The organism is Thalassobius vesicularis (genome assembly GCF_004799325.1).
In the GTDB taxonomy this organism is placed as follows: Bacteria; Pseudomonadota; Alphaproteobacteria; order Rhodobacterales; family Rhodobacteraceae; genus Thalassobius; species Thalassobius vesicularis.
In genome coordinates this window covers 293857-319900 of the sequence record NZ_SSMD01000004.1, presented here as the reverse complement: position 1 = coordinate 319900, position 26044 = coordinate 293857, and the positions used below count along the sequence as shown (strand labels likewise).

At 65.4% G+C, this 26044-nt stretch carries 25 protein-coding genes; 16 read left to right on the top strand and 9 right to left on the bottom strand.

Annotated elements, in window-relative coordinates; genetic code table 11:
* Positions 1-96 precede the first annotated feature (96 nt).
* Both E7681_RS10485 and E7681_RS10480 read left to right on the top strand, forming a co-directional pair.
* A complete protein-coding gene (locus E7681_RS10485; protein WP_136339235.1) occupies positions 97-750 on the top strand; it encodes a YiaD family glycine zipper/OmpA-like lipoprotein in 654 nt (217 codons plus the stop codon).
* A 69-nt stretch (positions 751-819) separates the two neighbouring features.
* Positions 820-1356: an NADPH-dependent FMN reductase gene (locus tag E7681_RS10480; RefSeq protein WP_136339234.1), complete on the top strand. Its 537-nt coding sequence runs from the start codon at positions 820-822 to the stop codon at positions 1354-1356.
* Here the strand turns inward: E7681_RS10480 and E7681_RS10475 are convergent.
* Complete coding sequence (locus tag E7681_RS10475) at positions 1353-1751, bottom strand: VOC family protein (RefSeq protein ID WP_136339233.1); 399 nt, start codon at positions 1749-1751, stop codon at positions 1353-1355. The two genes, E7681_RS10480 and E7681_RS10475, sit on opposite strands and share 4 nt — an antisense overlap.
* A gap of 44 nt (positions 1752-1795) precedes the next feature.
* Here E7681_RS10475 and E7681_RS10470 point away from each other — a divergent pair, with 44 nt between their 5' ends.
* Positions 1796-2599 carry an HTD2 family dehydratase gene (locus E7681_RS10470; RefSeq protein ID WP_136339232.1) on the top strand — a complete coding sequence of 268 codons (804 nt, stop codon included), beginning with the start codon at positions 1796-1798 and terminating at the stop codon, positions 2597-2599.
* 61 nt (positions 2600-2660) lie between these two features.
* Here E7681_RS10470 and E7681_RS10465 read toward each other — a convergent pair whose 3' ends face one another.
* Both E7681_RS10465 and mnmC2 read right to left on the bottom strand, forming a co-directional pair.
* Entirely contained in the window at positions 2661-3527 is an 867-nt protein-coding gene (locus tag E7681_RS10465) for a DMT family transporter (RefSeq protein WP_136339231.1), read from the bottom strand.
* A complete protein-coding gene (mnmC2, locus tag E7681_RS10460; RefSeq protein WP_136339230.1) occupies positions 3524-4195 on the bottom strand; it encodes a tRNA (5-methylaminomethyl-2-thiouridine)(34)-methyltransferase MnmC2 in 672 nt (223 codons plus the stop codon). Before mnmC2 ends, E7681_RS10465 begins: the two co-directional genes overlap by 4 nt.
* Positions 4196-4260: 65 nt before the next feature.
* On the opposite strand from mnmC2, the gene E7681_RS10455 reads away from it, so the two are divergent.
* Positions 4261-5295: an NAD(P)/FAD-dependent oxidoreductase gene (locus E7681_RS10455; RefSeq protein WP_136339229.1), complete on the top strand. Its 1035-nt coding sequence runs from the start codon at positions 4261-4263 to the stop codon at positions 5293-5295.
* Between the two features lie 89 nt (positions 5296-5384).
* Here the strand turns inward: E7681_RS10455 and E7681_RS10450 are convergent, their stop codons facing one another.
* Positions 5385-7343, bottom strand: coding sequence for a lytic transglycosylase domain-containing protein (locus tag E7681_RS10450; RefSeq protein WP_136339228.1), 1959 nt, complete (start codon positions 7341-7343; stop codon positions 5385-5387).
* Between the two features lie 152 nt (positions 7344-7495).
* Between E7681_RS10450 and dapA the strand changes: the two genes are divergently transcribed.
* On the top strand, positions 7496-8368 hold the full coding sequence (gene dapA / locus E7681_RS10445) for a 4-hydroxy-tetrahydrodipicolinate synthase (RefSeq protein ID WP_136339227.1): 873 nt from the start codon (positions 7496-7498) through the stop codon (positions 8366-8368).
* A gap of 279 nt (positions 8369-8647) precedes the next feature.
* Here dapA and E7681_RS10440 read toward each other — a convergent pair whose 3' ends face one another.
* The 5 genes from E7681_RS10440 to uraH form a co-directional block, all read right to left on the bottom strand.
* Positions 8648-8854 (bottom strand): cold-shock protein, encoded by a 207-nt coding sequence (locus E7681_RS10440; RefSeq protein ID WP_136339226.1) that lies wholly within the window; start codon positions 8852-8854, stop codon positions 8648-8650.
* Between the two features lie 209 nt (positions 8855-9063).
* Complete coding sequence (locus E7681_RS10435; protein ID WP_136339225.1) at positions 9064-10248, bottom strand: amino acid aminotransferase; 1185 nt, start codon at positions 10246-10248, stop codon at positions 9064-9066.
* Between the two features lie 6 nt (positions 10249-10254).
* Positions 10255-11112 carry a 3-mercaptopyruvate sulfurtransferase gene (gene sseA / locus E7681_RS10430; protein ID WP_136339224.1) on the bottom strand — a complete coding sequence of 286 codons (858 nt, stop codon included), beginning with the start codon at positions 11110-11112 and terminating at the stop codon, positions 10255-10257.
* Positions 11113-11181: 69 nt separating this feature from the next.
* The gene (gene smpB / locus E7681_RS10425) at positions 11182-11655 is read right to left on the bottom strand and encodes an SsrA-binding protein SmpB (RefSeq protein ID WP_136339223.1); all 474 of its coding nucleotides are present in this window, start codon (positions 11653-11655) and stop codon (positions 11182-11184) included.
* A gap of 142 nt (positions 11656-11797) precedes the next feature.
* A complete protein-coding gene (gene uraH, locus E7681_RS10420) occupies positions 11798-12157 on the bottom strand; it encodes a hydroxyisourate hydrolase (RefSeq protein ID WP_136339222.1) in 360 nt (119 codons plus the stop codon).
* A 155-nt stretch (positions 12158-12312) separates the two neighbouring features.
* On the opposite strand from uraH, the gene puuE reads away from it, so the two are divergent.
* The 11 genes from puuE (at position 12313) to E7681_RS10365 (ending at position 26000) form a co-directional block, all read left to right on the top strand.
* A complete protein-coding gene (puuE, locus tag E7681_RS10415) occupies positions 12313-13716 on the top strand; it encodes an allantoinase PuuE (protein ID WP_136339221.1) in 1404 nt (467 codons plus the stop codon).
* On the top strand, positions 13713-14531 hold the full coding sequence (locus tag E7681_RS10410; protein WP_136339220.1) for a bifunctional allantoicase/(S)-ureidoglycine aminohydrolase: 819 nt from the start codon (positions 13713-13715) through the stop codon (positions 14529-14531). Before puuE ends, E7681_RS10410 begins: the two co-directional genes overlap by 4 nt.
* Before the next feature lie 74 nt (positions 14532-14605).
* Positions 14606-15094 (top strand): ureidoglycolate lyase, encoded by a 489-nt coding sequence (locus tag E7681_RS10405; protein ID WP_136339219.1) that lies wholly within the window; start codon positions 14606-14608, stop codon positions 15092-15094.
* Positions 15095-15130: 36 nt separating this feature from the next.
* Positions 15131-16480 (top strand): uracil-xanthine permease family protein, encoded by a 1350-nt coding sequence (locus E7681_RS10400; RefSeq protein WP_136339218.1) that lies wholly within the window; start codon positions 15131-15133, stop codon positions 16478-16480.
* 152 nt (positions 16481-16632) lie between these two features.
* On the top strand, positions 16633-17982 hold the full coding sequence (locus E7681_RS10395) for an aminotransferase class III-fold pyridoxal phosphate-dependent enzyme (protein WP_136339217.1): 1350 nt from the start codon (positions 16633-16635) through the stop codon (positions 17980-17982).
* 125 nt (positions 17983-18107) lie between these two features.
* Positions 18108-18344, top strand: coding sequence for a YgaP family membrane protein (locus tag E7681_RS10390; protein WP_342777057.1), 237 nt, complete (start codon positions 18108-18110; stop codon positions 18342-18344).
* Between the two features lie 32 nt (positions 18345-18376).
* Positions 18377-20050 (top strand): bifunctional protein tyrosine phosphatase family protein/NAD(P)/FAD-dependent oxidoreductase, encoded by a 1674-nt coding sequence (locus tag E7681_RS10385; RefSeq protein ID WP_136339215.1) that lies wholly within the window; start codon positions 18377-18379, stop codon positions 20048-20050.
* Positions 20051-20120: 70 nt separating this feature from the next.
* On the top strand, positions 20121-21872 hold the full coding sequence (locus tag E7681_RS10380; RefSeq protein ID WP_136339214.1) for a SulP family inorganic anion transporter: 1752 nt from the start codon (positions 20121-20123) through the stop codon (positions 21870-21872).
* A 35-nt stretch (positions 21873-21907) separates the two neighbouring features.
* Positions 21908-22594, top strand: coding sequence for a 2-dehydro-3-deoxygalactonokinase (locus E7681_RS10375; RefSeq protein WP_168733190.1), 687 nt, complete (start codon positions 21908-21910; stop codon positions 22592-22594).
* 72 nt (positions 22595-22666) lie between these two features.
* On the top strand, positions 22667-23656 hold the full coding sequence (gene deoC, locus E7681_RS10370) for a deoxyribose-phosphate aldolase (RefSeq protein ID WP_246032461.1): 990 nt from the start codon (positions 22667-22669) through the stop codon (positions 23654-23656).
* Positions 23657-23660: 4 nt separating this feature from the next.
* Positions 23661-26000: an aldehyde dehydrogenase family protein gene (locus E7681_RS10365; protein ID WP_136339212.1), complete on the top strand. Its 2340-nt coding sequence runs from the start codon at positions 23661-23663 to the stop codon at positions 25998-26000.
* Positions 26001-26044 lie beyond the last annotated feature (44 nt).

Genomic DNA, 26044 nt, shown 5'->3' with positions numbered 1-26044 from the left:
CGCAAGTTTACACAATCGTGTTTAGCGCGGAACAAATCACCCGCATATACTGTTGAAGACCCGACATATCGGAACACTTCAATAAGGCATTTGATCATGACTATCGCCCGCAAATCCGTCGCCTTTCTGGCAGCCTCGGCGCTGCTGCTGACCACCGCCTGCACCGACGGCGCCATGAGCGACTCGGACCCCAACAAGAACGCCAAGGAAGGCGCCCTTGTCGGCGGCATCATCGGTGCCGTGGGCGGCGCAATGCTGTCCGGCAACAAGAAAAAAGGCGCCATCGTCGGCGCGGCGCTGGGGGCTGGCGTGGGTGCCGCCATCGGCAACAACCTTGATAAGCAAGAGGCCGAGCTGCGCCAAAGCCTGGACGGCCGCGTCCGCATCATCAACGAAGGCGACCGCCTTGTCGTGATCATGCCGCAGGACATCCTGTTCGGCACCGACAGCACCTATGTGCAGGGCGGCCTGCGCGACGATATCCAGGCCGTCGCCACCAGTCTGAACCGCTATCCCGAATCCACCGTGCAGGTGATCGGCCACACCGACAACACCGGCTCGGCCCAGTATAACCTGGACCTGTCGCAGCGCCGCGCCGCCGCCGTTGCGAACATCCTGATCGGCTCGGGCGTCTATTCGGGCCGCGTTCAGATCATCGGCCGGGGCGAGGATGCGCCCATCGCCACCAACCTCACCCCCGAAGGCCGCGCCCAGAACCGCCGGGTCGAGATTGTCATCCTGCCGAACTGATCCATCTATACGGACAGACCGAAACGCCCCGCGCCCCCTCGGCCGGGGCGTTTTCACATGAGGGACCCGATGACCGAACCGACACTCCTGACGATCTCCGGCTCGCTGCGCGCGGGCAGCTACAACCGCAAACTGCTGGCCCAAGCCGTGCAGGCCTTTGGCCCCGCCACCGTCGTGCAGGCCGACCTGCGCCTGCCGCTTTACGACGGTGATCTGGAAGCCGCCGAAGGCATCCCCGCCGCCGTCCTGACCCTGGCCGAGCAGATCCGCAACGCCGACGCCATCGTCATCGCCTCGCCCGAGTACAACAAGGGCATCACCGGCGTGCTGAAGAACGCGCTCGACTGGGTCAGCCGGGTCGAGGGCAACGTCCTGCGCGGCAAACCCCTCGCCGTGATGTCCGCCAACGGCGGCCGCACGGGCGGCGAAACCGGCCAATACATGCTGCGCGCCTGCCTGACCCCGCTACAACCCCGCCTGATCCCCGGCCCCTTCGTCATGGTCGCCAACGCGTCCAAGGAATTTGAGACCGGCACGCTGGACAACGCCCACTACCTGAAAGCCATCTCCGAACTGATGCAGGCCCTGCGCGCCGAGATCCGCTAAGCGGCGGTCGACACCTCGATCAGGTTGCCATCCGGGTCGCGCACATACAGCGACATGATCGCCCCGGTGGCCCCGGTGCGCTGCACCGGCCCTTCCTCGACCGTGACGTGATGATCGGCGAACTGCGCCAGCCATACCTCCAGCGGCGCATCCGTCAGGAAACACAGATCGGCCGAGCCCCGCATCGGCACCGCCGCCTTCGGCTCGAACTCCTGCCCGGCCTGGTGCAGGTTGATCTTCTGTTGCCCGAACAGCAGCGCCTGCCGCTCTGTCCCATCCGAGCCCCGGAACGCCTGCGCCTGCATCCCCATCACCTCGGTGTAAAACCGGACCGAGGCCGCAATATCCCCCACCGTCAGAACCAGATGGTCCAGCGCCTTCAGCTTTGCCGTCATTTCCCGATTGCCCCCACTGCCATTCATTCTGTACCGTTTCGCTCATGCAGAATGACGCCCCGATTCAAACCCGTCAAACCGATGTGATGGACCCCGCCCGCGCCAAAGCGCTGCAGGCGACCCTCGGTCTGCACGTCACGATCGAGGACGGCTCCCCGCTGCCCCCGTTCTTCCACCAGATCTACTTCTGGCAGCCCGAGCCGCCGACCCGTCTGGGCCGCGACGGCCACCCCAAAACCGGCCTCGGCATCATCCCCGATCTGGGCCTGCCGCGCCGCATGTGGGCTGGCGGGCGCCTTGCCTTCCACGGCCCCCTGCGCGCCGGACGCGTGGCCGAAAAGGTCACCACCCTGGAAAGCACCACCCGCAAGGACGGCCGCACCGGCCCCCTCGCCTTCGTCACCCTGCGCCACGACATCTGGCAGGACGGCGTGATTCGCGTCACCGAATGGCAGGACCTGGTCTACCGCGAGGACCCCGCCCCCGGCACCCCCGCGCCGACACCCCCCACCGCCCGCACCGACGAAACCGCCGCGGAAACCGCCAGCTTCACCTCGACCCTGCTGTTCCGCTACTCCGCGCTCACCTTCAACGGCCACCGCATCCACTACGACGAACCCTACTCCCGCGGGACCGAGGGGTATGACGGCCTCGTCACCCACGGTCCCCTGCTGGCACAATTGCTGATGCTGATGGCCGAACGCAAACTCGGAAAACTGTCCGAGTTCAGCTTCCGCGCCTCCTCCCCGCTTATGCACCACGAGGACGCCACCCTGTGCTGGTCCGACGGCCAGATGTGGGTCCGCGCCCCCGACGGCCGCCAGAACATGACCGCTCAGGCCCGCTGACGCAGCCCCTGCTTCTTTCTGACCCAAATACTCAAATCCCCGCCCACCACGGGCGACGACCTCACCGCGCCTGGCGCTCGCGCCACAGGGTGAACAGCCCCGCCGCCACGATCAGCCCGGCCCCGATCAGCACGTTGGTCCGGATCGTCTCGGCAAAGACGAACACCCCGATCACCGCGCCGAACGGCAGCTGCAGATAGGCAAAGGGCTGCACCGCGCTCGCCTCGGCCACCTCGTAGCAGCGGATCAGCAGGTAATGCCCCGTCGCCCCGGTCAGGCACAGCGCCGCCATCCAGATCCAGTCGGGGCCGGTCATCGGCTCCCATGTCCAGATGCCCACGGCGGTCATCGCCAACATCCCCACCGTCCCCGTCCAGAAGAACGAGGTCGCCGACTTGTCCTTGCGCGCCGCATAGCGCGTCAGCAGCCCGTACAGCGCGAACATCAGCGCCGACAGCAGCGGGATCGCGGCGGCGGGTTTGAACACGCCGTATCCCGGCTCCAGGATGATCAGCACGCCGACAAAGCCGACCCCGATCGCCACCCAGCGCCGCCAGCCCACACGCTCGCCCAGCACCGGGCCGGAGAGCGCCGCCACCATCAGCGGATAGCTGGCAAAGGCGGCATGGCTTTCCACCAGCCCCAGGATGGTAAAGCCCCAGATCGCCACGCAAATCTCGGCCACCAGCAGCACCGCGCGAAAGGTCTGCAACCACGGCTGGCTGGTCGCTGCCGCCTGCCGCAACCCGCCCGCCTTGCGCGCCGCCACGGCCATCACGAAGGCCGCAAAGAACCAATAGCGGATCATCACCACCATCAGCACGTTGTATTCCCCCGCCAAATGGCGCGAGATCCCGTCCTGCATCGCAAAGACAAAGGTCGCGGCGACCATCAGCATGATGCCCAGCCGGGTTTGATCCTGACTCATGAATGGCCCTTTCGCGCGACCGTCATATGCCGTTTTCGCCCGAACCCGGGTCGGCGCTCTACACTGAAACCGGCATCCTGCAGCCCGCGACGGACAAACCCCGCCGCCGTATAGGTCGCCGCCGTACCATCCGCTTGCGTATGGTCAGCCACATGCCGCATCAGCGACGGCTCCCACAGCTCGGGGTTCTTGGCGGGCGAGAATCCGTCCAGAAACCATGCATCCGCGCGCCCCTCCCACCCCGGCAAGGTCTCGCGCGCGTCTCCCTTGATCATGCGGAACTCCAGCCCCGGCAACGACAGCTTGCGCGCGGGCCAATGCGGCGCGAACTCGGCCGCGATCTCGGCGATCTCGGGAAACGCCGCCTGCGCACGGATCATCTCGGGCCCAGTCATCGGGAACGCCTCGAACGTGGTGTAATGCAGTGTCCCCGCCTGCCCGCTTTCGCGCCACAGCTTGACCGCCGCCAGCAGGTTCAGCCCGGTGCCAAAGCCCAACTCGGCAATGCGGAACCCGTCGCGAAACCGCCCCGGCAGCCCGTTGCCGTCCAGAAACACATAGGCCGTTTCGGCCAACCCGTTATCCAGGCTGAAATACGGATCGTCGAACCGGGTCGAGACCGGGATCTCGCCGTCGCGCCATTCCAGTTCGGCATGCTGGTCATGCATCCGTCGATCCCTTAAGAAGCCGTGGAAAACCAGCCGAGAATGCATCAGGCACAAGGGGAATGGCAATGGTCGATGTCACAGTTTACGGCGCGGGCGCGTTCGGCCTGTCGGTGGCCTGGTCCTGCGCCCGGCGCGGTGCCTCGGTCCGGGTGATCGACCCCAACGGCCCCGGCGCCGGCAGCAGCGGCGGGCTGGTCGGCGCACTGGCCCCGCACGTCCCCGAAAACTGGAACGACAAGAAACAGTTCCAGCTCGAATCCCTCCTGATGGCCGCCGACTGGTGGGCCGAGGTCGCCGCAACCGGCGGTCAGGACAGCGGTTATGGCCGCACCGGCCGCCTGCAACCCGTCGCCAACGAGGACGCCCTGACCCTCGCCCATGCCCGCGCCGAAGGGGCCGCCCAGCTGTGGCACGGCCGCGCCGACTGGTCCGTGATCCCCGCCGATCAGGCCGGGGATTTCGCGCCGCTCACGCCCACCGGCTGGCTGATCCGCGACACGCTGACGGCCCGGATGCACCCCCGCATGGCCTGCGCCGCCCTGATCGCCGCCATTACCGCGCGCGGCGGCCAGATCACCCGCGACGGCGACCCCGAGGGCCGCATCGTCTGGGCCACCGGCGTCGCCGGCCTCGAACAGATCAGCGCCGCCCATACCCGCAGCTTCGGCACCGGCGTCAAAGGCCAGGCCGCCCTGCTGCAATTCGACCGGCGCAGCGCGCCGCAACTCTTCGCGGACACCGTCCACATCGTGCCCCACGCCGACGGCACCGTTGCGATCGGCTCCACGTCCGAGCGTGACTACACCGACCCCACCTCGACCGATGCCCAGCTCGACACCGTGCTGGCCCGCGCCATCGCCGCCGTCCCGGCCCTGGCCGACGCGCCCATCCTCGAACGCTGGGCCGGGGTGCGCCCGCGCGCCCGCTCCCGCGCGCCCGTGCTGGGCGAACACCCGCTCCGCCCCGGCGAGTTCATCGCCAACGGCGGCTTCAAGATCGGCTTCGGCATGGCCCCCAAAACCGCAGAGACAATGGCCGACCTCATCCTCGACGGCCGCGACACCATCCCGCCCGGTTTCGCGCCCGCCGCCAGCCTCTGACCAGACCCGATTCGCCTTAACAAATCCCTGCTTCTTTCTGAGCGGAAATACTCCCGCCGGAGGCTCCCTCACCCCCCACCAGCGCGCCTTTACCGACGGCGCACCGTCGCGCCCACCAGCTCTCGGCTGAACGGCACCGGATGCGGGTTCAGCCCCAGGCGCGCGCGGTAAACCGGCAGCGATTCAGCCACCCGCATCACGTAGTTCTGGGTCTCGGTGAAGGGGATCATCTCGATCCAGTCCACCACGTCCACACCACCCCCGCGCGGATCACCGAAGCGCTCGATCCACTGGTCCGGCCGGCTGGGTCCGGCGTTATACCCCGCCGCGACCATCACCACGTTGCCATCGAACCGGTCCGCCAGCTTGGCCAGATAGGCGCTGCCCAGCGTCGCGTTATAGCTCCAGTCGCTCAGCACCTGGCTCGCCTGATGCGTCACGCCCAGCTCGCGCGCCATCTGCGCCGCCGTGCCCGGCATCAGCTGCATCAGCCCCTGCGCCCCGGCCCCGCTGATCACCGATGGATCAAACTCCGATTCCCGGCGGGCGATCGACAGCGCCAGCTCTACCGGCACCGGCAGGGTCATCTTGCGCATCGGGTGCAGCGCGTAATAGGGCGCGTGGATCGTGATGCCCTTTTGCGCGGCCGCCTTGGCGATCATCACCTGCAAATGCGGCTGTTTCAGTTCTTCGGCCATGTCAGCCAGCTGCCCCATGCCGGTGCGGTCCAGCCCCTCGGCCAGATGCGTAAAGAACTGCTCTGACAGCGAGACCTCACCCGCGTTCAGCGCCAGAATGCCCGCCTGATAGACCTCGGACTTCACGAACGCCGCCTGCCGCCAATCCGGGAACCGCTCGGTTCCCGCCAGGCTGGCATCGAACGCCACGCCGCCACGCTCTGCCGCCAGCAAGCCGTAAAAACTGGTCTGGAACTGCGCGCCCTCGGCATAGGCGTGCTTGGCGGCTTCCTTGTCGCCCAACGCCTCTTGCGTGCGCCCGATCCAATATCCCGCCCGGCCGAGCGAGATCGGAGTCTCCACCGACGCCCGGAACCGCTGGAAATGGTCCAGCGCGCGCTCGGGTGCCTTCAGGAACCGCAGCGACAGGTAGCCCGACAGCCATTCCAGATCCGAATAGCCATAGCCATCCTCGGACCGCATGTAATGGGCCGAGGCGACGCGGTACGCCTTGTCATACTGTCCATCGCGCATCAGGTCGCGCACCACGTAGCGCCGCCAGCCCGACCATTCCTCGGGCCGCCCAAGCGCCTTGGCGCTGGTGCTTTGCGCGATGATCAGATCGACCGCATCCGCGCGGCCCTTACGGACGCGCCACAGGAACCGCTCATAGGCCAGACCCGGATCGGACTGCAGCTTGCCCGGCACCGCGCCGATCAGCCCGTCCACGCCCTTGGCCTGCGCTCGCAGCCCCAGCCGCGCGCGCGCCAGCGCCTGCCAGCCCTCGCTGACCAGCGGCATCATCTTTTCGGCGTCGCCCTTCAGCCCGCGCCACAGCGCCATGTCCATGCGCTGCGGGTGATGCGGCGCCAGCACCTTGCCGAACGCCGCCACCAGCGCATCGTGCGAATCCGCGTCCAGATCCATTGTCTGCCACGCCCGCACCAGCATCTTTTCCGCCTCGGCCGTCTGCCCTTTGGCCGTCAGCGCCTGCGCCAGCGCCAGCACCCCCGCCCCGGTCTGCGGCGCGGCCCCGTCAAAGAACGCAACCACCTGCGAAGACGAGGCCTCCGCCAGCCCGGATTCCGCGCGCTTGCGCATCAGCGACAGCCCCGGCCAGTCGGGATGGGCGGCCAGAAAGGCGCGGACCTCGGCGAAACTGCCCTCTCCGGCGCGCAGGCGCGTCCATGTCAGCAGGGCGCTGCCCACCGGCCCCGCGCGTGCTGCGATGGCGTCGGCGTTGCTCCAATTCCCCGCGCGCGCGGCTTCCAGAGCGCTGGCGATCGGCTGCGGCCCCTCGGCCCGTGCGGGCCCCGCGATGGGGGCCAGACCAAGGCAAATCGCCAAAAACAGGGTAAAACCGCGCAACATCTCTTGCCTTTCCAAACGAACAAAGGATATGCAACCGCAGCTTAATTGTGCGACCTGCCGCCTGCAAATCACGAAGACGCAGGCGGGCGAATCCTCGCCGGGTGCACAAATATCCTCCGGGTCTTTACCCGCCAACACGAAAGGAGCGTGTCATGTTCAAAGGGTCCTATCCTGCCCTGGTCACGCCGTTCAAGAACGGCGAGCTGGATCTGGAGACGTTGAAGAAACTCATCGAGTGGCATATCGGCGAAGGCACCAACGGGTTCGTTCCCGTCGGCACCACCGGCGAAAGCCCCACCCTGACCCACCGCGAGCATGAGATCATGATCGAGGAAGTGGTCAAGGCCGTCGCGGGCCGCGTGCCCGTCATCGCCGGTGCGGGCAGCAACAACACGCTCGAAGGCATCCGCCTGATCCAGCACGCGCAGAAAGTCGGCGCCGATGCGGCCCTGGTCGTGACGCCCTACTACAACAAGCCGACCCAACGCGGCCTGATCGCGCATTTCACCGCGATGCACGATTGCTGCACCCTGCCGATCATCATCTACAACATTCCCGGTCGCTCGGTCATCGACATGACGCCCGAGACGATGGGCGAACTGGCGAAACTGCCCCGCATCGTCGGGGTCAAGGACGCCACCGGCAAGATCGAGCGTGTCAGCCAGCAGCGTGCCGCCTGCGGCGCGGATTTCATCCAGCTGTCCGGCGAAGACGCGACCGCTCTGGGCTTCAACGCCCACGGTGGCGTTGGCTGCATCTCGGTCACCGCGAACGTGGCCCCGCGCCTGTGCGCTGAATTCCAGGCCGCAACCCTGGCCGGCGACTACGCCAAGGCGCTGGAGTATCAGGACCGTCTGATGCCCCTGCACGAAGCGATCTTTATCGAGCCCGGCCTCGTCGGCGCCAAGTACGGCATGTCGCGTCTGGGCCTGTGCTCCGAAGAGGTGCGCCTGCCCCTGACCGGCCTGACCGACAGCACCAAGGCCCGCATCGACGCGGCCATGCGGCACGCCGGTCTGCTCTGACCACGGCCCAAGCCTGAACAACAAAGCCCGCCTTCCCGGCGGGCTTTTTCATGGGCGCTAAGGGCTGCGCCCGACCCTGGGTGGGCGCTCCGCCCGGTTGATCCGCGAACCACCTCAAAGCCCGAATGCCGCCCCCATTCCGCTCGACATCGCCAATGCGCCCTCCCGGGGGGGAGGGTCGGGCGCGGCCCGGGCTGACGCCCGTGCCAAACATCTTGGCCCCACAAACGAAAAACGCGGCCCCAAGGGGCCGCGCTTCAATCCGTCCTGATATCGAAATCAGGCGACAGCGATGTTCACTGCCGATTCGCGGCCGTCACGGCCTGCTTCGATGTCGAAGGTCACCTTCTGGTTGTCCTTCAGACCGGTCAGGCCCGAACGCTCGACGGCCGAGATGTGCACGAACACGTCTTTTTTGCCGCCTTCGGGTGCGATGAAGCCGTAGCCTTTGGTGGTGTTGAACCATTTCACGGTGCCGTTGGCCATATCCGTGGTCTCCTGTTTTAAAATACAGCCCGCGGAAGTGCGGCTGTCCGGCGTAGTCGGTCTGTATCGAAGACTGAACGCCGTCAGAAACGGGAGACAGGTCGAGATAGAATAACGTTAGCCCTTTTGATATGCGCTAACATCGAGGCAATTTCAAGCCCCCTCAGCGAAAGGGCGGACCCAAGGCCCGCCCTTCGCGTATTTCCGGCTCAAATCCCGGTATCGACGATCGCTTTGGCCAGGATCGGCACCGTGGTGCTGTTCAGCCCGGCGATGTTCAGGCGCGAATCGCCCACCATGTAGATCGCGTGCTCGGCGCGCAGGCGCTCGACCATTTCGGGCGTGGTGCCCAGCCGCGAGAACATGCCCCGGTGCTGTGCGATGAACCCGAACCGGTCCGAGCCCGACAGCCGCTGCAGCTCGTCCGCCATCTGCTGACGCAGGTTCAGCATCGACAGGCGCACTTCTTCCAGCTCGGTCGCCCATTCGGTGCGCAGCTTGGGGTCGTTCAGGATCATCGTCACCAGACGCGCGCCGTGATCCGGCGGGAACGAGTAGTTCTGGCGGTTCAGGTAGTTCAGCGTGCCCTGGGTCAGGGTCCGCAGGCCCTTGTCCTGCGCGACGGCCATCAGGATGCCGGTGCGTTCGCGGTAGATCCCGAAGTTCTTGGAACAGCTGGCCGCGATCAGGCATTCCGGCACCGACGAGGCCACCAGGCGGGTCGCCGCCGCGTCTTCGTCCAAGCCGTCGCCAAAGCCCTGATAGGCCAGGTCGATCATCGGCACGCCACCGGTTTTCAGCAGCACGTCCACCACGGCCTGCCACTGGGTCAGGTTCAGGTTGGCGCCGGTCGGGTTGTGGCAGCAGCCGTGCAGCAGCACGACGTCGCCCGCCTTGACCTGCTGCAGGTCAGCCAGCATGCCTTCGAAGTCCACACCGCGCGACTCGGCGTCGAAGTAGCGATACTCGACCACCGGCATGTTCAGGTGCTTCAGGATCGACAGGTGGTTCGGCCAGGTCGGGTTCGACACGAAAATCCGTGCGTCGGGGTTGGCCATCTTGACCATCTCGAACGCCTGACGGCACGCGCCGGTGCCGCCCGGGGTTGCTGCCGCCGCCACGTTTTCACGCGCGACCGCACCGGCCAGCACCATGTCCACCATCGCGTCTGCGAACCCGGGGTCACCGGCCAGCGCGACATAGGTCTTGGTGGTTTCCTGTTCCCACAGCTGTTTTTCGGCGGCCTTCACGGCGCGCATCACCGGGGTCAGCCCGGTTGCGTCCTTGTACACACCGACGCCCAGGTCGATCTTGTTGGGGCGCGGGTCGTCCTTGTACAGCTGCATCAGCGCAAGGATCTTGTCTGCGGGGTGGGTCTTCAGGTTGCTGAACATTTTCTCTCAGGCTTCTCCGGTGGCGACGGGCAAGGTGGGGAAGGCCCCCCATTCGGTCCAGGACCCGTCATAAATCGAGTGATCGGTTTTCCCCATCCGCTCCAGCGCCAGGCACAGCACGGCGGCGGTCACGCCAGAACCGCAGGACGCGATCACCGGCTTGCCCAGATCGACGCCGGCGGCCTCGAACACGGCGCGGCAGTCATCGGGGGATTTCAGGGTGCCGTCGGCCTGCAACAGCGTGTTGAACGGCACGTTGCGCGCGCCGGGGATGTGGCCACGACGCAGACCGGCGCGGGGCTCGTCCACCTCGCCGCGGAACCGCTCGGCCGAGCGCGCGTCCACGATCACGTAATCCCCCAGCTTCGACGCCGAGGACACCTGCGTGACGTCCTTCACCATGTGGTTCTGACGGCGCGTGGTCATGTGGCGGTCGCGCACGATCGGCGGCATGTCCTCGGTCTCGCGACCTTCGGCAACCCATTTCGGCAGGCCACCGTCCAGCACCGCGATGTTGTCCTGACCCATCAGGCGGAACAGCCACCACACGCGCGGCGCCGAGTAGATCCCCTGGCTGTCATAGACCACCACCTGGTGCCCGTCGCCCACGCCCATCGCCCGCAGGCGCGACATGAATTTCTCGACCGGGGGCACCATGTGCGGCAGTTCGGACCGCAGATCGCTGATCTCGTCCACGTCAAAGAAACGCGCGTTCGGGATGTGGGCCTGGTCGTATTCGGCCTTCGCGTCCCGTCCGACGCCCGGCAGGAACATCGAGGCATCCAGAATCCGCAGATCCGGGTCCTTGATATGTGCGGCCAGCCATTCGGTGGAAACAAGCGTTTTAGGATCGTCTTGTGCCATGCGGTCCCCCATGTATTAAGCTTTGTCCTGCCTACAATGCAGGGGGATGAAGGGCAAGACTAGGTGGCGTCAGCCCTCCTTCAGAAGGCGTGCTTTCTGGCGATTCCAGTCGCGTTCTGCCTCGGATGCGCGCTTGTCGTGGTTCTTCTTGCCCTTGGCGATGCCGATCTTCAGCTTCACCAGGCCCTTGTGGTTGAAATACATGACCAGCGGGACCAGCGTCATGCCCTTGCGCTGGGTCGCGTTCCACATCCGCGCCAGCTCTTTTTTCGACACCAGCAGCTTGCGCTTGCGCCGCTCTTCGTGCCCCCAGGTTTTCGCCTGTTCATAGGGCGCGATGTAGCCGTTGATCAGCCACAGCTCGCCCTCTTCGACCGAGGCGTAGCTTTCCGTGATATTGGCCGAGTTCTCGCGCAGCGATTTCACCTCAGAGCCCTGCAGAATGATCCCGCATTCCAGATCGTCCTCGATCGCATAATCGAAGCGCGCCCGGCGGTTCTCGGCGATGATCTTGTAGTTGGGGTCTGATTTCTGCTTGGCCATGCGCCTTCCCTATCGCGCCCCTTCGGCGCTGTCCATCGGAAGGCCAGATATAGGCGCGTCGGGGGCGGAAAAACAGGGGAAACGAATCGTACGGTTTTCGCCGGAAATCTGGCGATTTTCCGGGTTAACGGGGTGTTGCGGCTCAGCTCCCGCGGTAGGTCGACATGCCGAACGGGCTGATCAGCAGCGGCACGTGGTAATGCGCCTGGTCGTCCGAAATCCCGAAGCGGATCGGCACGACGTCCAGAAAACGCGGGCTTTCGGCGGGGGCGCCGCTGGCATCCAGATAGGCGCCGGCCTCGAATACCAGCTCGTAAGTGCCTGTATTCATTTGCCCCTTCGGCAGGATCGGGCTGTCGGTGCGACCGTCATCATTGGTCACCATCTGTGCCAGCTGGGTGCGCGTCTCGCCCTCCAGCCGGAACAGCGTGATCCGCAGGCCCGCGGCGGGGCATCCCTTCGCGGTGTCCAGCACATGGGTGGTCAGATAACCTTCGGACATGAAATCGCTCCTTTTTCAGGCACTTAGCCTATATGATGCCGACAGGATAGGCGGCAGCGCGCGGCAACTCACCCCTGAAAGTGTTTCAAGAATTTCTTGAAAGTGGCAAGCGCTCCTACTGCCGTACAACCGTTCACACGTGAAAGAGGTCAAAAATGCAGCGCTATCCCCGCAACCTGATCGGCTACGGCCCCCGCACCCCCGACGCCCAATGGCCGGGCGGGGCGAAAATTGCCGTGCAATTCGTGCTAAACTACGAAGAAGGCGGGGAAAATTCCGTTCTGCACGGCGATGCCGCGTCCGAGGCCTTCCTTTCCGACATCGCCGGCGCCGCACCCTGGCCTGGTCAGCGCCACTGGAACATGGAGTCGATCTACGACTACGGCGCCCGCGCGGGCTTTTGGCGACTGCATCGCCTGTTCACCGGCGCCAACATCCCCGTCACCATCTACGGCGTCGCCACCGCCCTCGCCCGTTCGCCTGAACAGGTCGAGGCCATGAAAGAGGCCAGGTGGGAGATCGCCTCCCACGGGCTGAAATGGGTCGAACACAAAGACATGCCCGAGGACGCCGAGCGCGCCGCCATCACCGAAGCAATCCGCCTGCATACCGAGGTCGTCGGCGAACGCCCGCGCGGCTGGTACACCGGGCGGTGCTCGGCCAACACGGTCCGGCTGGTCGCCGAAGAGGGCGGTTTCGATTATATTTCCGACACTTACGACGACGATCTGCCCTATTGGTTGCCTGTCGGGGACCGCGACCAACTGATCATCCCCTACACGCTCGAAGCCAACGACATGCGTTTCGCCACCGCCCCCGGCTACATCACCGGCGAGCAGTTCTTCACCTATCTCAAAGACGCCTTCGACACGCTGTATGCCGAGGACAAGCCCAAGATGCTCAGCATCGGCCTGCACTGCCGCCTCATCGGGCGCCCCGGCAAACTGGCCGGTCTGAAGCGCTTCATCGACTACATCCAGTCGCATCCCAACGTCTGGACGCCCCGCCGCCTCGACATCGCCCGCCACTGGGCCACCACCCATCCGCCACAGCGCAAGGACCGCCCCAGCCAGATGGATCGCGCCACCTTTGTCACCAAATACGGCAGCATTTTCGAGCATTCCGCATGGATCGCGGATCGCGCCTTTGATCTGGAACTTGGGCCAGCGCATGACACGCCTGCGGGCCTGCACAACGCCCTGGCGCGTATCTTCCGCAGCGCAACGCCGGACGAACGCCTTGGCGTCCTGCGCGCTCACCCCGATCTGGCCGGCAAACTGGCCGCCGCCAAACGCCTGACCGCTGATTCGACCGCCGAACAGTCCAGCGCCGGCCTCGACGCCCTGACCGATCAGGAACGCGCCGATTTTACCCAGCTGAATCAAGACTATACCCAGAAACACGGCTTCCCCTTCATCATCGCCGTCCGCGATCACACAAAGGCCAGCATCCTGGAAAACTTCAAACGCCGGGTTAACAACGACACCGAGATCGAGCTGCAAGAGGCCTGCAAGCAGGTCGAACGCATCGCCCGCCTACGACTGGAGCCCCTGCTGTGACCACCTACGCCTTCCCCCCCGGCGGCCTGCCCGACCAAACAGTTAACCCCGAAGGAACCGCCATCTTTACAGAGGCTTACGCCGTCATCCCGGCCCATACGATGCGCGACATCGTGACCAGCTTCCTGCCCGGCTGGACAGGTGCGCGCGCTTGGATTCTGGCCCGACCGCTGACCGGCTTTGCCGAAACCTTCGCCCAATACGCGGTCGAGCTGTCCCCCGGCGGCGGCAGCGCCGAACCCGAACCCAACCCCGAGGCGCAGGCCGTCATCTTCATCGCCCACGGCACAGCCCGCCTGACCCTTGGCCGCGACGCCTACGACCTCGGTCCGGGCCACTTCGCCTTCATCCCCGCCAGCGCCGTCTGGACCCTGTGGAACACCGGCGACACCCCCTGCGGTTTCCACTGGATTCGCAAACGCTTCGAACCCGTGCCCGGCCAACTCCCGCCCGAGGCCCGCGTCGTCCACGAAACCGACGTTCCCAAATCCGCCATGCCGGGAACCGAGGGTATCTGGGAAACCCAACGCTTCGCCGACCCGCTCGACCTTCGACACGATTTCCACGTCAACATCGTGAACTTCGCCCCCGGCGGCCGCATCCCTTTCGCCGAAACCCACGTGATGGAGCACGGCCTCTACGTCCTCCAGGGCACCGCCCGCTACCTGCTGAACAAGGACTGGGTCGAGGTCGGCCCCGGCGATTTCATGTGGCTGCGCGCCTTCTGCCCTCAAGCCTGTATCGCCACCGGCACCGAGCCCTTCCGTTACCTCCTCTACAAGGACGTGAACCGCCACCCCAAGCTGACCCTCTGACTTCTTCTTTTTGCAAATATCCTCGGGGGGTGCGGGGGGCAGACAGCCCCCCGCCTGCCCGGACCAGGACGCCCATGACCACTTCGATCCATCTCGAACCGCTGACCGCCACCGCCTTCGCACCTTATGGGGACGTACTCGATGCGTCCGGCGACCCTGACAAGATCATCAACCAGGGCAATTGCGGGCGCTTCCACGACCGCGCGCGGCTGGACTTCGGGCCGCAGGGCCGTGCCGGCATCTCGATCTTCCACGCCCGCCCGCGCAGCCTGCCCTACACGCTCGACCTGCTGGAGCGTCACCCCGACGGCAGCCAGGCCTTCCTTCCGATGTCGCAACATGAATGGCTGGTGATCGTCGCCAGCGACGCCAACGGCACCCCCGCCAACATCCGTGCCTTTCTGGCCGCGCCGGGTCAGGGCATCAACCTGCACCGAGGCACCTGGCACGGCGTGCTGACGCCGCTGCATGAACCCGGCCTTTTCGCCGTGGTCGACCGGATCGGCGGCACCCCGAACCTGCAAGAGTACACACTACCCCAACCCATTCAAATCACACGATAACCCCCGCCAAGAGGGGCCCCCAACAGGAGTAGAGGGATGACTAACAGCTACCTAGGAACTCCGGATCAGTTAAAAGATCCGAACTACACCCCGCCGTTGATCGACGCGGTACCGCTGGGCATCCAGCACGTGCTGGCGATGTTCGCCAGCAACGTCACCCCGGCAATCATCGTCGCGGGGGCGGCGGGCTTCGGCTTTGGCTCGAACAGCCCGGATTTCCCGAACCTGATCTACATGATCCAGATGTCGATGCTGTTCGCAGGCATCGCCACGCTGTTCCAGACGCTGGGCATGGGCCCCGTCGGCGCGCGTCTGCCGATCGTGCAGGGCACCTCGTTCGCGTTCCTGCCGGTGATGATCCCGGCGGTCGCGGGTCAGGGCACCGCCGGTCTGGCCGGGCTGATGACCGGCATCGTGATCGGCGGCATCTTCCACTTCTGTCTGGGCACCGTGATCGGCAAGATCCGCTTTGCCCTGCCGCCGCTGGTCACCGGGCTGATCGTGCTGATGATCGGTCTGTCGTTGCTCAAGGTCGGCATCCAATACGCCGCTGGGGGTGTGCCGCTGATGGGTAAGCCCGAATTCGGCACACTGGCGATGTGGACCCCGGCTCTGGTCGTGATTCTGGTCACGCTGGGCTTCAAGTTCTTCACCCGCGGCCTGTCCTCGGTCGCAGCCGTTCTGATCGGCCTGATCGCGGGCTATGTCGTCGCCTATCTGATGGGTCAGGTGAACTTCGGCAATATCGGCCGCGCAGCGGTGTTCGCCCTGCCCATGCCCTTCAAATGGGGGGTCGAATTCAACGGCGCGATCATCCTCGGCATGTGCTTCATGGCGGTGATCTCGGCGATTGAGACCGTGGGCGATGTCAGCGGCATCACCAAGGGCGGCGCGGGCCGCGAGGCGACCGACAAGGAGATCGCCGGTGCGACCTTTGCAGACGGCCTTGGCACCGCCGTCGCGGGTGTGTTCGGCGCCCTGCCCAACACCTCGTTCAGCCAGAACGTCGGCCTGATCAGCATCACCGGCGTCATGAGCCGCCACGTCGTCACCATCGGCGCGATCTTCCTGATCGTCTGCGGCCTGATCCCCAAATTCGGGGCCATCGTGTCCACCGTGCCGATCAACGTGCTGGGCGGCGGCGTGATCGTCATGTTCGGCATGGTCGCCGCAGCGGGCGTCAACATGCTGTCCGAAGTATCCTGGAACCGCCGCAACATGGTGATCTTCGCGATCTCGCTGTCGGTCGGCTTTGGCCTGCAACTCGAACCCTCGGCGCTGCAGCACCTGCCCAAGACGGCGCAGATTCTGCTGACCTCGGGCCTGTTGCCTGCCGCCGGGCTGTCGATCCTGCTGAATTTGATCCTGCCGGAAGAGCTGGACTAAGCCAAACGGGCTGAAAACCGGCCGGAATACCGTAAAACCCCCGTCCCCGTGGCGGGGGTTTTCGTTTTCCAACGCCGAATGTCGCGGATAGGCTTGGAGTGGGTAAAGACTCGGGATAACATTTGATCAAATTCCCGCTTCGGAGTAGCGACATGAAAGACCAGAACTTCCTTAAAGAGAACAACGCGCGCCAGCTGTGGCACCCGATGGGGGCCCCCGCCGACATCCGTGCGAACGCGCCGACCATCATCACCAGCGCCGAAGGGGTGAAGATCACCGACATCGACGGGCATTCCGTCGTGGACGCCGTGGGCGGCCTGTGGTGCGTGAACTTGGGCTACTCGAACAACGTCGTCAAAGACGCCATCGCCAAGCAGCTGTACGATCTGCCCTATTACTCGGCCTTCGCCGGCTCGACCAACCCGCCCGCGATCGAGGCCGCCTACGCGGTCCAGGAAATGTTCGCCGAAGATGGCGTCGAGCGCGTGTTCTTCACCTCGGGCGGTTCTGACTCGGTGGAAACCACCCTGCGTCTGGCGCGCCAGTACCACCGCCTGCGTGGCGAGCCGACCCGCACCAAGTTCCTGTCGCTGAAAAAGGGCTATCACGGCACCCATTTCGGCGGCGCGTCGGTGAACGGCAACGCACGTTTCCGCACCGCGTATGAACCGCTGCTGGCGGGCTGTTTCCACCTGCCCAGCCCCTACACCTATCGCAACCCCTATAACGAGACCGACCCGGCCAAGCTGGCGCAGAACATCGCCGCCGCGATGGAGGACGAGATCGCGTTCCAGGACCCGAAAACCATCGCCGCCTTCATCATGGAGCCGATCCAGGGCGCGGGCGGGGTGATCGTGCCCGACGCCTCGTTCATGAAGCTGATGCGCGACATCTGCGACCGCCACGGCATCCTGCTGATCTCGGACGAGGTCATCACCGGCTTTGGCCGCACCGGCGACTGGTCGGGCGCGCGTCATTGGGGCGTGAAGCCCGACATGATGAGCATGGCCAAGGGCATCACCTCGGGCTACTTCCCGGTCGGCGCGGCGCTGATCAGCGGCAAGGTCGCCGAAGTGTTCGAAGGCGCGGGTTCCGAGGGCGGCATCTACCACGGCTACACCTACTCGGCCCATCCGGTGGGCGCGGCTGCCGTCACCGCCACGATCTCGGAAACCCTGCGTCTGGACACCAAGACCAACGCGGCCGCGCGTGGCAAGCAGCTGCACGAGGGCATCCTGAAACTGGCCGAAAAGCACGACATCATCGGTGACGTGCGTGGCGGCCACGGCCTGATGCACGGGATCGAGATCGTCAGCGACAAGGCTGCCAAGACCCCGATGGACGCCGCCTCTATGAAGCGCATTCACACCGCCGCCTATCAGGCCGGTGCGATGGTCCGTCTGGGGATGCACAACATCCTGATGTCGCCGCCGCTGACCATCACCGAGGCCGAAGTGCAGGTGATTCTGGACGCGCTGGACGCCGGTTTCTCGGCCGTCTGATCCACGCCAAACCCCTTGCGAAAGGCCCGCCGTTCTGGCGGGCCTTTTGTTTTGGGGAATTATTCCCGCTCCATTCCGCCGCACCCGGTACAGAGTTGTTGAAATATACATTCACATTACTTTATATGTTCACTATCCGAGGAGGAGCCATGACCTGTAACGTTGGAAATTTGGACCGGTTGGTCCGACTAGTCGCCGGAGTGGGTATCTTTCTGATGCCGTTTGTTGCTGGATGGGACATCTGGAACGTTGATGCGGCCAAGTACGCCGTCGCCGCGATTGGCGGCGCGATTGCTTTGACCTCGGCCTTCCGTATCTGCCCGCTGTACCGCGTACTGGGGCTGAACACCTGCCGCTTGTGACCCCCCCAAAGACCCCAACAAGGACCCCCCACATGGACCCCAAGAAAATCTCTGACGAGCTGTCCGTCGCCGCCCAGATCCTGCCCGAAGACGTGGCCGAGCTGGCGCGGATGGGCTTCCGCTCGATCATCTGCAACCGCCCCGATGGCGAGGCCGCCGACCAGCCCACCTTTGACGAGGTGGACGCCGCCGCGCAGGCCGCCGGTCTGCAAACCCGTTATCTGCCGATCGAATCCGGCAAGGTGCTGGACAGCGACGCCGCCGATTTCGGCAAGGCCCTGATCGAGCTGCCCGGCCCGACCCTGGCCTATTGCCGGACCGGCACGCGCTCGACCACGTTGTGGTCGCTGGCCGTGGCGAAATCCAAACCGGCCTCCGAGATTCTGGCCGCGACCAAGGCCGCTGGCTATGACATGGCCGGCGTGGTTCGCCGCATCGTGAACGGCGGCAAGACGCCGACCGATACCGGCGACGCGAAATTCGACGTGGTGATCGTCGGCGGCGGCGCGGCAGGCATTGCCGTGGCCTCCTCGATCAAGGCGCGCAAGGGCGATCTGAACATCGCGATTCTGGATCCCGCCGACATTCACTATTACCAGCCCGGCTGGACCATGGTCGGCGCGGGCGTGTTCGACGCCCAGACCACCGCCAAGACGATGGGCAGCCTGATCCCGCAAGGCGTGCACTGGATCAAATCCGCCGTCGCCGCGTTTGAACCTGCCGACAACGCCGTCATCCTGGATGGCTGCCGCGTGGTGAAATACGACCGTCTGGTCGTTTGCCCGGGCCTGAAACTGGACTGGCACAAGGTCGAAGGCCTGGTCGAAACGCTGGGCAAGAACGGCGTCACCTCGAACTACCGCTACGATCTGGCCCCCTATACCTGGGAACTGGTCAAGGGCCTGAAGAAAGGCCGCGCGCTGTTCACCCAGCCGCCGATGCCGATCAAATGCGCCGGGGCGCCGCAAAAGGCGATGTACCTGTCCGGCGACCATTGGTTCAAATCCGGCGTCCTGAACAACATCGACATCAACTTCATGAACGCCGGTGGTGTGCTTTTCGGGGTCAAGGACTACGTCCCCGCGCTGGAGCAATACGTCAAGAAATACGACGCCAAGCTGAACTTCTTCCACAACCTCGTGGCCGTGGACGGCCCGGCGAAGAAGGCATGGTTCGACGTGGCCAAGCCCGACACGCCCAAGGAACGCATCGAGGTCGAGTTCGACATGATGCACGTCTGCCCGCCGCAAACCGCGCCCGATTTCATCCGGGTGTCACCGCTGGCCGATGCCGCTGGCTGGGTCGACGTGGATCAGGCCACCCTGCGCCACAAGACTTATGACAACGTCTGGTCACTGGGCGACGTGATGAACGCGCCGAATGCCAAAACCGCCGCCGCCGCCCGGATGCAGGCCCCGATCGTGGCCGAAAACCTGGTGGACGACATCCTCGGGAAATCGCCAACCGCCATCTACAACGGCTACGGCTCGTGCCCGCTGACGGTGGAGCGCGGCAAGATCGTCCTGGCCGAATTCGGCTATGGCGGGGCGCTGCTGCCTTCGTTCCCGAAATGGATGATCGACGGCACCAAACCGACCCGCGCCGCCTGGATCCTGAAGGAACAGATCCTGCCGCCCGTCTACTGGAAGGCGATGCTGCGCGGCAAGGAATGGCTGGCCAAACCCGAGAAGGTCTCGGCCAAGTAACCCAAAACGACAAACAGGGCGGGGCCTTCCCCGCCCTGAGACTTTCCTCACCCGCAAGGACCCAAAGCCGATGCGCTTGCCGACACTGACCCGCAAATCCCTGGAACGCCACTTGCCGATCCTGGGCTGGTCGAAAACCTACGACAAGGACACGCTGACCAACGATCTGGTCGCCGCCCTGATCGTGACCATCATGCTGATCCCGCAATCGCTGGCCTATGCGCTGCTGGCGGGTCTGCCAGCCGAGATGGGGCTGTACGCGTCGATCCTGCCGCTGGTGGCCTACGCGATCTTCGGCACCTCGCGCGCGCTGGCCGTGGGTCCGGTGGCCGTGGTGTCGCTGATGACCGCCGCCGCCGTGGGCAATATCGCGGTGCAAGGCACGCCCGAATACGCCGCCGCCGCGATCACGCTGGCCTTTCTGTCGGGTCTACTGCTGACCGTGATGGGGATCTTCCGGCTGGGCTTTCTGGCGAATTTCCTGTCCCACCCGGTGATTGCGGGCTTCATCACCGCCTCGGGCGTGCTGATCGCGACCTCGCAGCTGAAGCACATCTTCGGGATCAAGGCCGAGGGTCACAACCTGATCCAGCTGACCGTCTCGCTGTTCGAAAACCAGCACCTGGCCAACCCGATCACCCTGTTCATCGGCCTTGCCACCACCGGCTTTCTGTTCTGGGTCCGCAAGGGGCTGAAACCTCTGCTGCTCAGCCTGGGCCTGAAGCCCCGCCTGGCCGACATTCTGGCCAAGGCGGGCCCCGTGGGCGCCGTTGCCGTGACCACGCTGGTGACCTTTGCCTTCGGGCTTCAGGACAAAGGCGTGAAGATCGTCGGTGACGTGCCGATGGGCCTGCCGCCGCTGACCCTGCCCTCGTTCGATGCGGGCATGTGGTCGTCGCTGTTCATGTCGGCGGTGCTGATCTCGATCATCGGCTTTGTCGAGTCCGTCTCGGTCGCGCAAACCCTGGCCACCAAGAAACGCCAGCGCATCGTGCCCGACCAGGAACTGGTGGGCCTTGGCACCTCGAACATCGCGGCCGCGCTGACCGGCGGCTACCCGGTGACAGGCGGCTTTGCGCGCTCGGTCGTCAACTTCGACGCGGGCGCTGAAACCCCGGCTGCCGGTGCCTTTACCGCCGTCGGCATCCTGCTGGCCGCCCTGTTGCTGACCCCGCTGCTGTACTTCCTGCCGCAGGCGACGCTGGCCGCCACGATCATCGTCGCCGTGCTGTCGCTGGTCGATTTCTCGATCCTGAAAAAGACCTGGACCTACTCCAAGGTCGATTTCGCCGCCGTGGCCGCGACCATCCTGCTGACGCTGGGCTTTGGTGTGGAAATGGGCGTGTCCGCAGGCGTGATCCTGTCGATCGGCCTGTTCCTCTATAAAACCTCGCGCCCGCACGTGGCCGAGGTGGGCCTGGTCCCCGGCACCCACCATTTCCGCAACATCCTGCGCCACAAGGTCGAAACCCACCCCGAGATCGTGACCCTGCGCATCGACGAAAGCCTGTATTTCGCCAATGCCCGGTTCCTCGAGGATTACATCTACAACCGCATCGCTTGCGATCAGCCGATTCGGCATGTGGTGCTGATGTGCTCGGCCGTGAATGAAATCGACATGTCCGCGCTGGAAAGCCTTGAGGCGATCAACACCCGCCTCAAGGATCTGGGCATCAAGCTGCACCTGACCGAGGTGAAAGGCCCCGTGATGGACCGCCTCAAGCGCAGCCATTTCCTTGAGGAACTGACCGGAGAGGTCTTCCTGGCCCAGTATGACGCGGTCATCAAACTGGCACGCCCGTCCGCGATGGCGGCGCAGTGATTGACGCCATGCCCCGCGGGTCCTATCTGCGGGGCATGAGCGACTGGATCGGTATCATCGAAGACAAGAACGGCGTGCGTGGCTGGGGCTTTCGCGGCGACACGGTGGTGTCCGAGGCGACGGGCCTGACCGCCGATGCAATCCTGGCCGACCTGGGCGAGGCGGACGTGATCGCCGTCGCTCCCTCGCGTCAGGTGGCAAGCGTTCCCGCGAAACTCGCCCCCGCTGGCGCGTTTGTGGACCTGCAAGACGGAACCAGCCGCCTGCCCGCGCCGCAACGCCTGCAACTGCTGGGGTTTCAGACGGATCATGCCGATTGGGACGGCGTGGCGCTGATCCTGACGGGATCGCACAGCTACTGGTGCCTGCTGTCCGCGCGCGAACTGGTCGGGTTTCAGACCTTCCTGACGCCCCGCCTGATCCATGCCCTTGCCTGCCCTGACGGCGCAAGTCCGGGCGCTCTGGCCGAAACCCTGTCGCGCCCCGAACGTCTGGCCGCGCATCTGGCCGCCTCAGAGGCCGATCCCGCGGCCCAAACCGGTCACCTGATCGGGGCCGAGATGGGCGCCGCCCGCGCTTGGTGGCTGGGTCAGCAGGTCGCGATCCTGTCCGACACCCCCTTGTCCCAATCCTATGCCGAAGGGCTGCGTGCGCAGGGCGTTCCCGTCACCTTGCATGACGACCCCAGCCCGCGCGGGCTGATCGCGCTGCGCACCGCCTGACCCCACGCCCTGCCTTGCCAATCGCCCCGCGCCCGTGTCACCCTGCCCGCGAAACCGCGAAGGGAGGGACCGGTGCACACCGAACCCCAAGTCATTCAAACCCATCTGCCGCAGCTGACCGAACCCCGCAATCCGGGGATGGAGTTGGACCTGGACTGGGTGCGCACCGCGCAGGCCAACACCTCGGCGATCGAGCGGCGCGCCGCCACCCTGCCGGGCCGTCGCAGCGTGAAAAAGGACTATCAGGCCGCGTGGCTGTGCAAGGCGATCTCGTGCATCGACCTGACCACGCTGGCTGGCGATGACACCGCAGGCCGCGTCCAGCGCCTGTGCGCCAAGGCCCGCCAACCCGTCCGCGCCGACCTGTTGCAGGCGCTGGGGATGCAGGGTCTGACCGTCGGCGCCGTCTGCGTCTATCACGACATGATCGCCCCTGCCGTCGAGGCGCTGAAGGGCTCGGGCATCCCCGTCGCTGCCGTCTCGACCGGCTTCCCGGCGGGCCTGTCGCCCTTCCACCTGCGCGTCGCCGAGATCGAGGAAAGCGTGAAGGCCGGGGCGCATGAGATCGACATCGTGATCTCGCGCCGCCACGTCCTGACCGGCGACTGGCAGGCGCTGTATGACGAGATGAAGACCTTCCGCGCCGCCTGTGGCGATGCCCATGTCAAAGCGATCCTCGCCACCGGAGAGTTGGGTAGCCTGCGCAACGTCGCCCGTGCCAGCCTGATCTGCATGATGGCCGGGGCCGATTTCATCAAGACCTCGACCGGCAAGGAAAGCGTCAACGCCACCCTGCCCGTCAGCCTGGTGATGATCCGCGCCATCCGCGACTATTATGACCGCACCGGCTATCGCGTCGGCTACAAACCGGCGGGCGGGATTTCCAAGGCCAAGGACTCGCTGGTTTACCTGTCCCTGATCAAGGAAGAGCTGGGCAATCGCTGGCTGCAACCCGACCTGTTCCGCTTTGGCGCCTCGTCCCTGCTGGGCGATATCGAGCGCCAGCTGGAGCATCACGTTACCGGCGCCTACTCTGCCTCTTACCGCCATCCGATGGGCTAAGCACATGACTGTCAAAGATATCTTCGAAACCATGGACTACGGCCCCGCCCCCGAATCCGCTGCTGATGCACTGGCCTGGCTGGTCGATCAAGGCGACCGCTTCGGGCATTTCATCAACGGCGCATTCACCGAACCCGGCGACGGATTCGACTCGAAAAACCCCGCCACCGGTGAAACCCTCGCCACCCTGACTCAGGCCACCCAAGCCGATGTGGACGCCGCCGTTGCCGCCGCCCGCAAGGCACAGCCGAAATGGGCGAAACTGGGCGGACATGGCCGCGCCCGCCACCTCTATGCCCTCGCCCGCCTGCTGCAAAAACACGCCCGCCTGTTCGCGGTGCTTGAGACGCTGGACAACGGCAAACCGATCCGGGAATCGCGCGACATCGACATCCCGCTGGCGCAGCGGCATTTCTACTATCACGCCGGCATGGCCCAGCTGATGGACAGCGAACTGTCGGGGCGCGAGGCATTGGGTGTCTGCGGCCAGATCATCCCGTGGAACTTCCCTCTCTTGATGCTGGCGTGGAAGGTCGCGCCCGCGCTGGCGATGGGTAACACCGTGGTGCTGAAACCGGCCGAGTATACCTCGCTCACAGCCTTACTCTTCGCCGACATCTGCCGTCAGGCGGGCCTGCCCAAGGGCGTCGTCAACATCGTCACCGGCGACGGCGCGGTCGGTCAGATGATCACCGCCCATCCCGGCATCGACAAGATCGCCTTCACCGGCTCGACCGAGGTCGGCCGCCAGATCCGCGCCGCAACCGCTGGCAGCGGCAAGGCGCTGACATTGGAACTGGGCGGCAAATCCCCCTACATCGTGTTCGACGACGCCGATCTGGATTCCGCCATCGAGGGGCTGGTCGATGCGATCTGGTTCAATCAGGGACAGGTCTGCTGCGCCGGATCACGTCTGTTGGTGCAGGAAGGCATCGCCGCGCGATTCCACGACAAGCTGCGCGCCCGGATGCAGACCCTGCGCATCGGTAACCCGCTGGACAAAAGCATCGACATGGGCGCGCTGGCCGACCCGATCCAGCTGCAGACCATCCGTGACATGGTCGACAGCAACACCGATGGCGAAACCTTCCGCGTCAACGCCCAACTGCCGGCCGAGGGGTGCTACTACCCGCCAACCCTGATCACCGGGCTGGACCCCGCGCATCGCCTGATGCAGGACGAAATCTTTGGTCCCGTGCTGGTGTCCACGACCTTCCGCACCCCGGCCGAGGCCGTGCAGATCGCCAACAACACCCGTTACGGGCTGGCCGCCACGGTCTGGACAGAAAACGTGAACCTCGCCCTCGACATCGCGCCGAAACTGGCTGCCGGGGTGGTCTGGGTGAACGCCACCAACCTGTTCGACGCTGCCGCCGGGTTCGGCGGCATCCGCGACAGCGGATTTGGCCGCGAGGGCGGATGGGAAGGCCTGCGCGCCTACACCAAGCCCACCGGCAAGCCCAAACCACTGGCCCCGATCGCGGCCTACGAGGGCGACGGTGCCGCCGACGGGATCGACCGCACCCCGAAACTCTATATCGGCGGCAAGCAGGCGCGCCCTGATGGCGGCTACTCGCAGGCCATCTATGGCAAGTCCGGCAAGCTGTTGGGCCACGCCCCCATCGCCAGCCGCAAGGACATCCGCAACGCGGTCGAGGCGGCGCGCGGTGCGTCAGGCTGGGCCAAATCCACCGCCCATCTGCGCGCGCAAATCCTGTATTACATCGCCGAGAACCTCTCCTCCCGCGCCAGCGAATTTGCTGCCCGGATCGACGCGCTGACCGGCACCCGTCAGGGCGCGCAAGAGGTCGAGACCGCGATCACCCGCCTGTTCACCGCCGCCGCATGGGCCGACAAGCTGGACGGCGCGGTGAAATCCGTCCCGATCCGGGGCGTCGCCATGGCGATGCACGAACCCGTCGGCGTCATCGGTGCGCTGTGCCCGGACGAAGCGCCGCTGCTGGGCCTGATCTCGGTCATGGCCCCGGCGATTGCGATGGGCAACCGCGTGGTGCTGTGCGCCAGCCAGCCCTTCCCGCTGGCCGCCACCGATTTCTACCAGGTGCTGGACACGTCCGACGTGCCCGCCGGGGTCGTCAACATCCTGACAGGCCCGCATGCCGATCTGGCCCCGACGCTGGCCAGCCATATGGACGTGGACGCGGTCTGGAGCTTCTCCTCCACCGACCTGTCCGCCACCATCGAACGCGCCAGCGCCGGGAACCTGAAACGCACCTGGGTCAACAATGGCCATGCCCGCGACTGGCAGGCCGACCACAGCCGCGCCGTCATGGACGCCGCGACCGAGATCAAGACCATCTGGGTGCCCTACGGCGAGGGCTGACGAGTCATCGCCAGTCCGGGGGATGGCGATCCACCGGAGGAGCG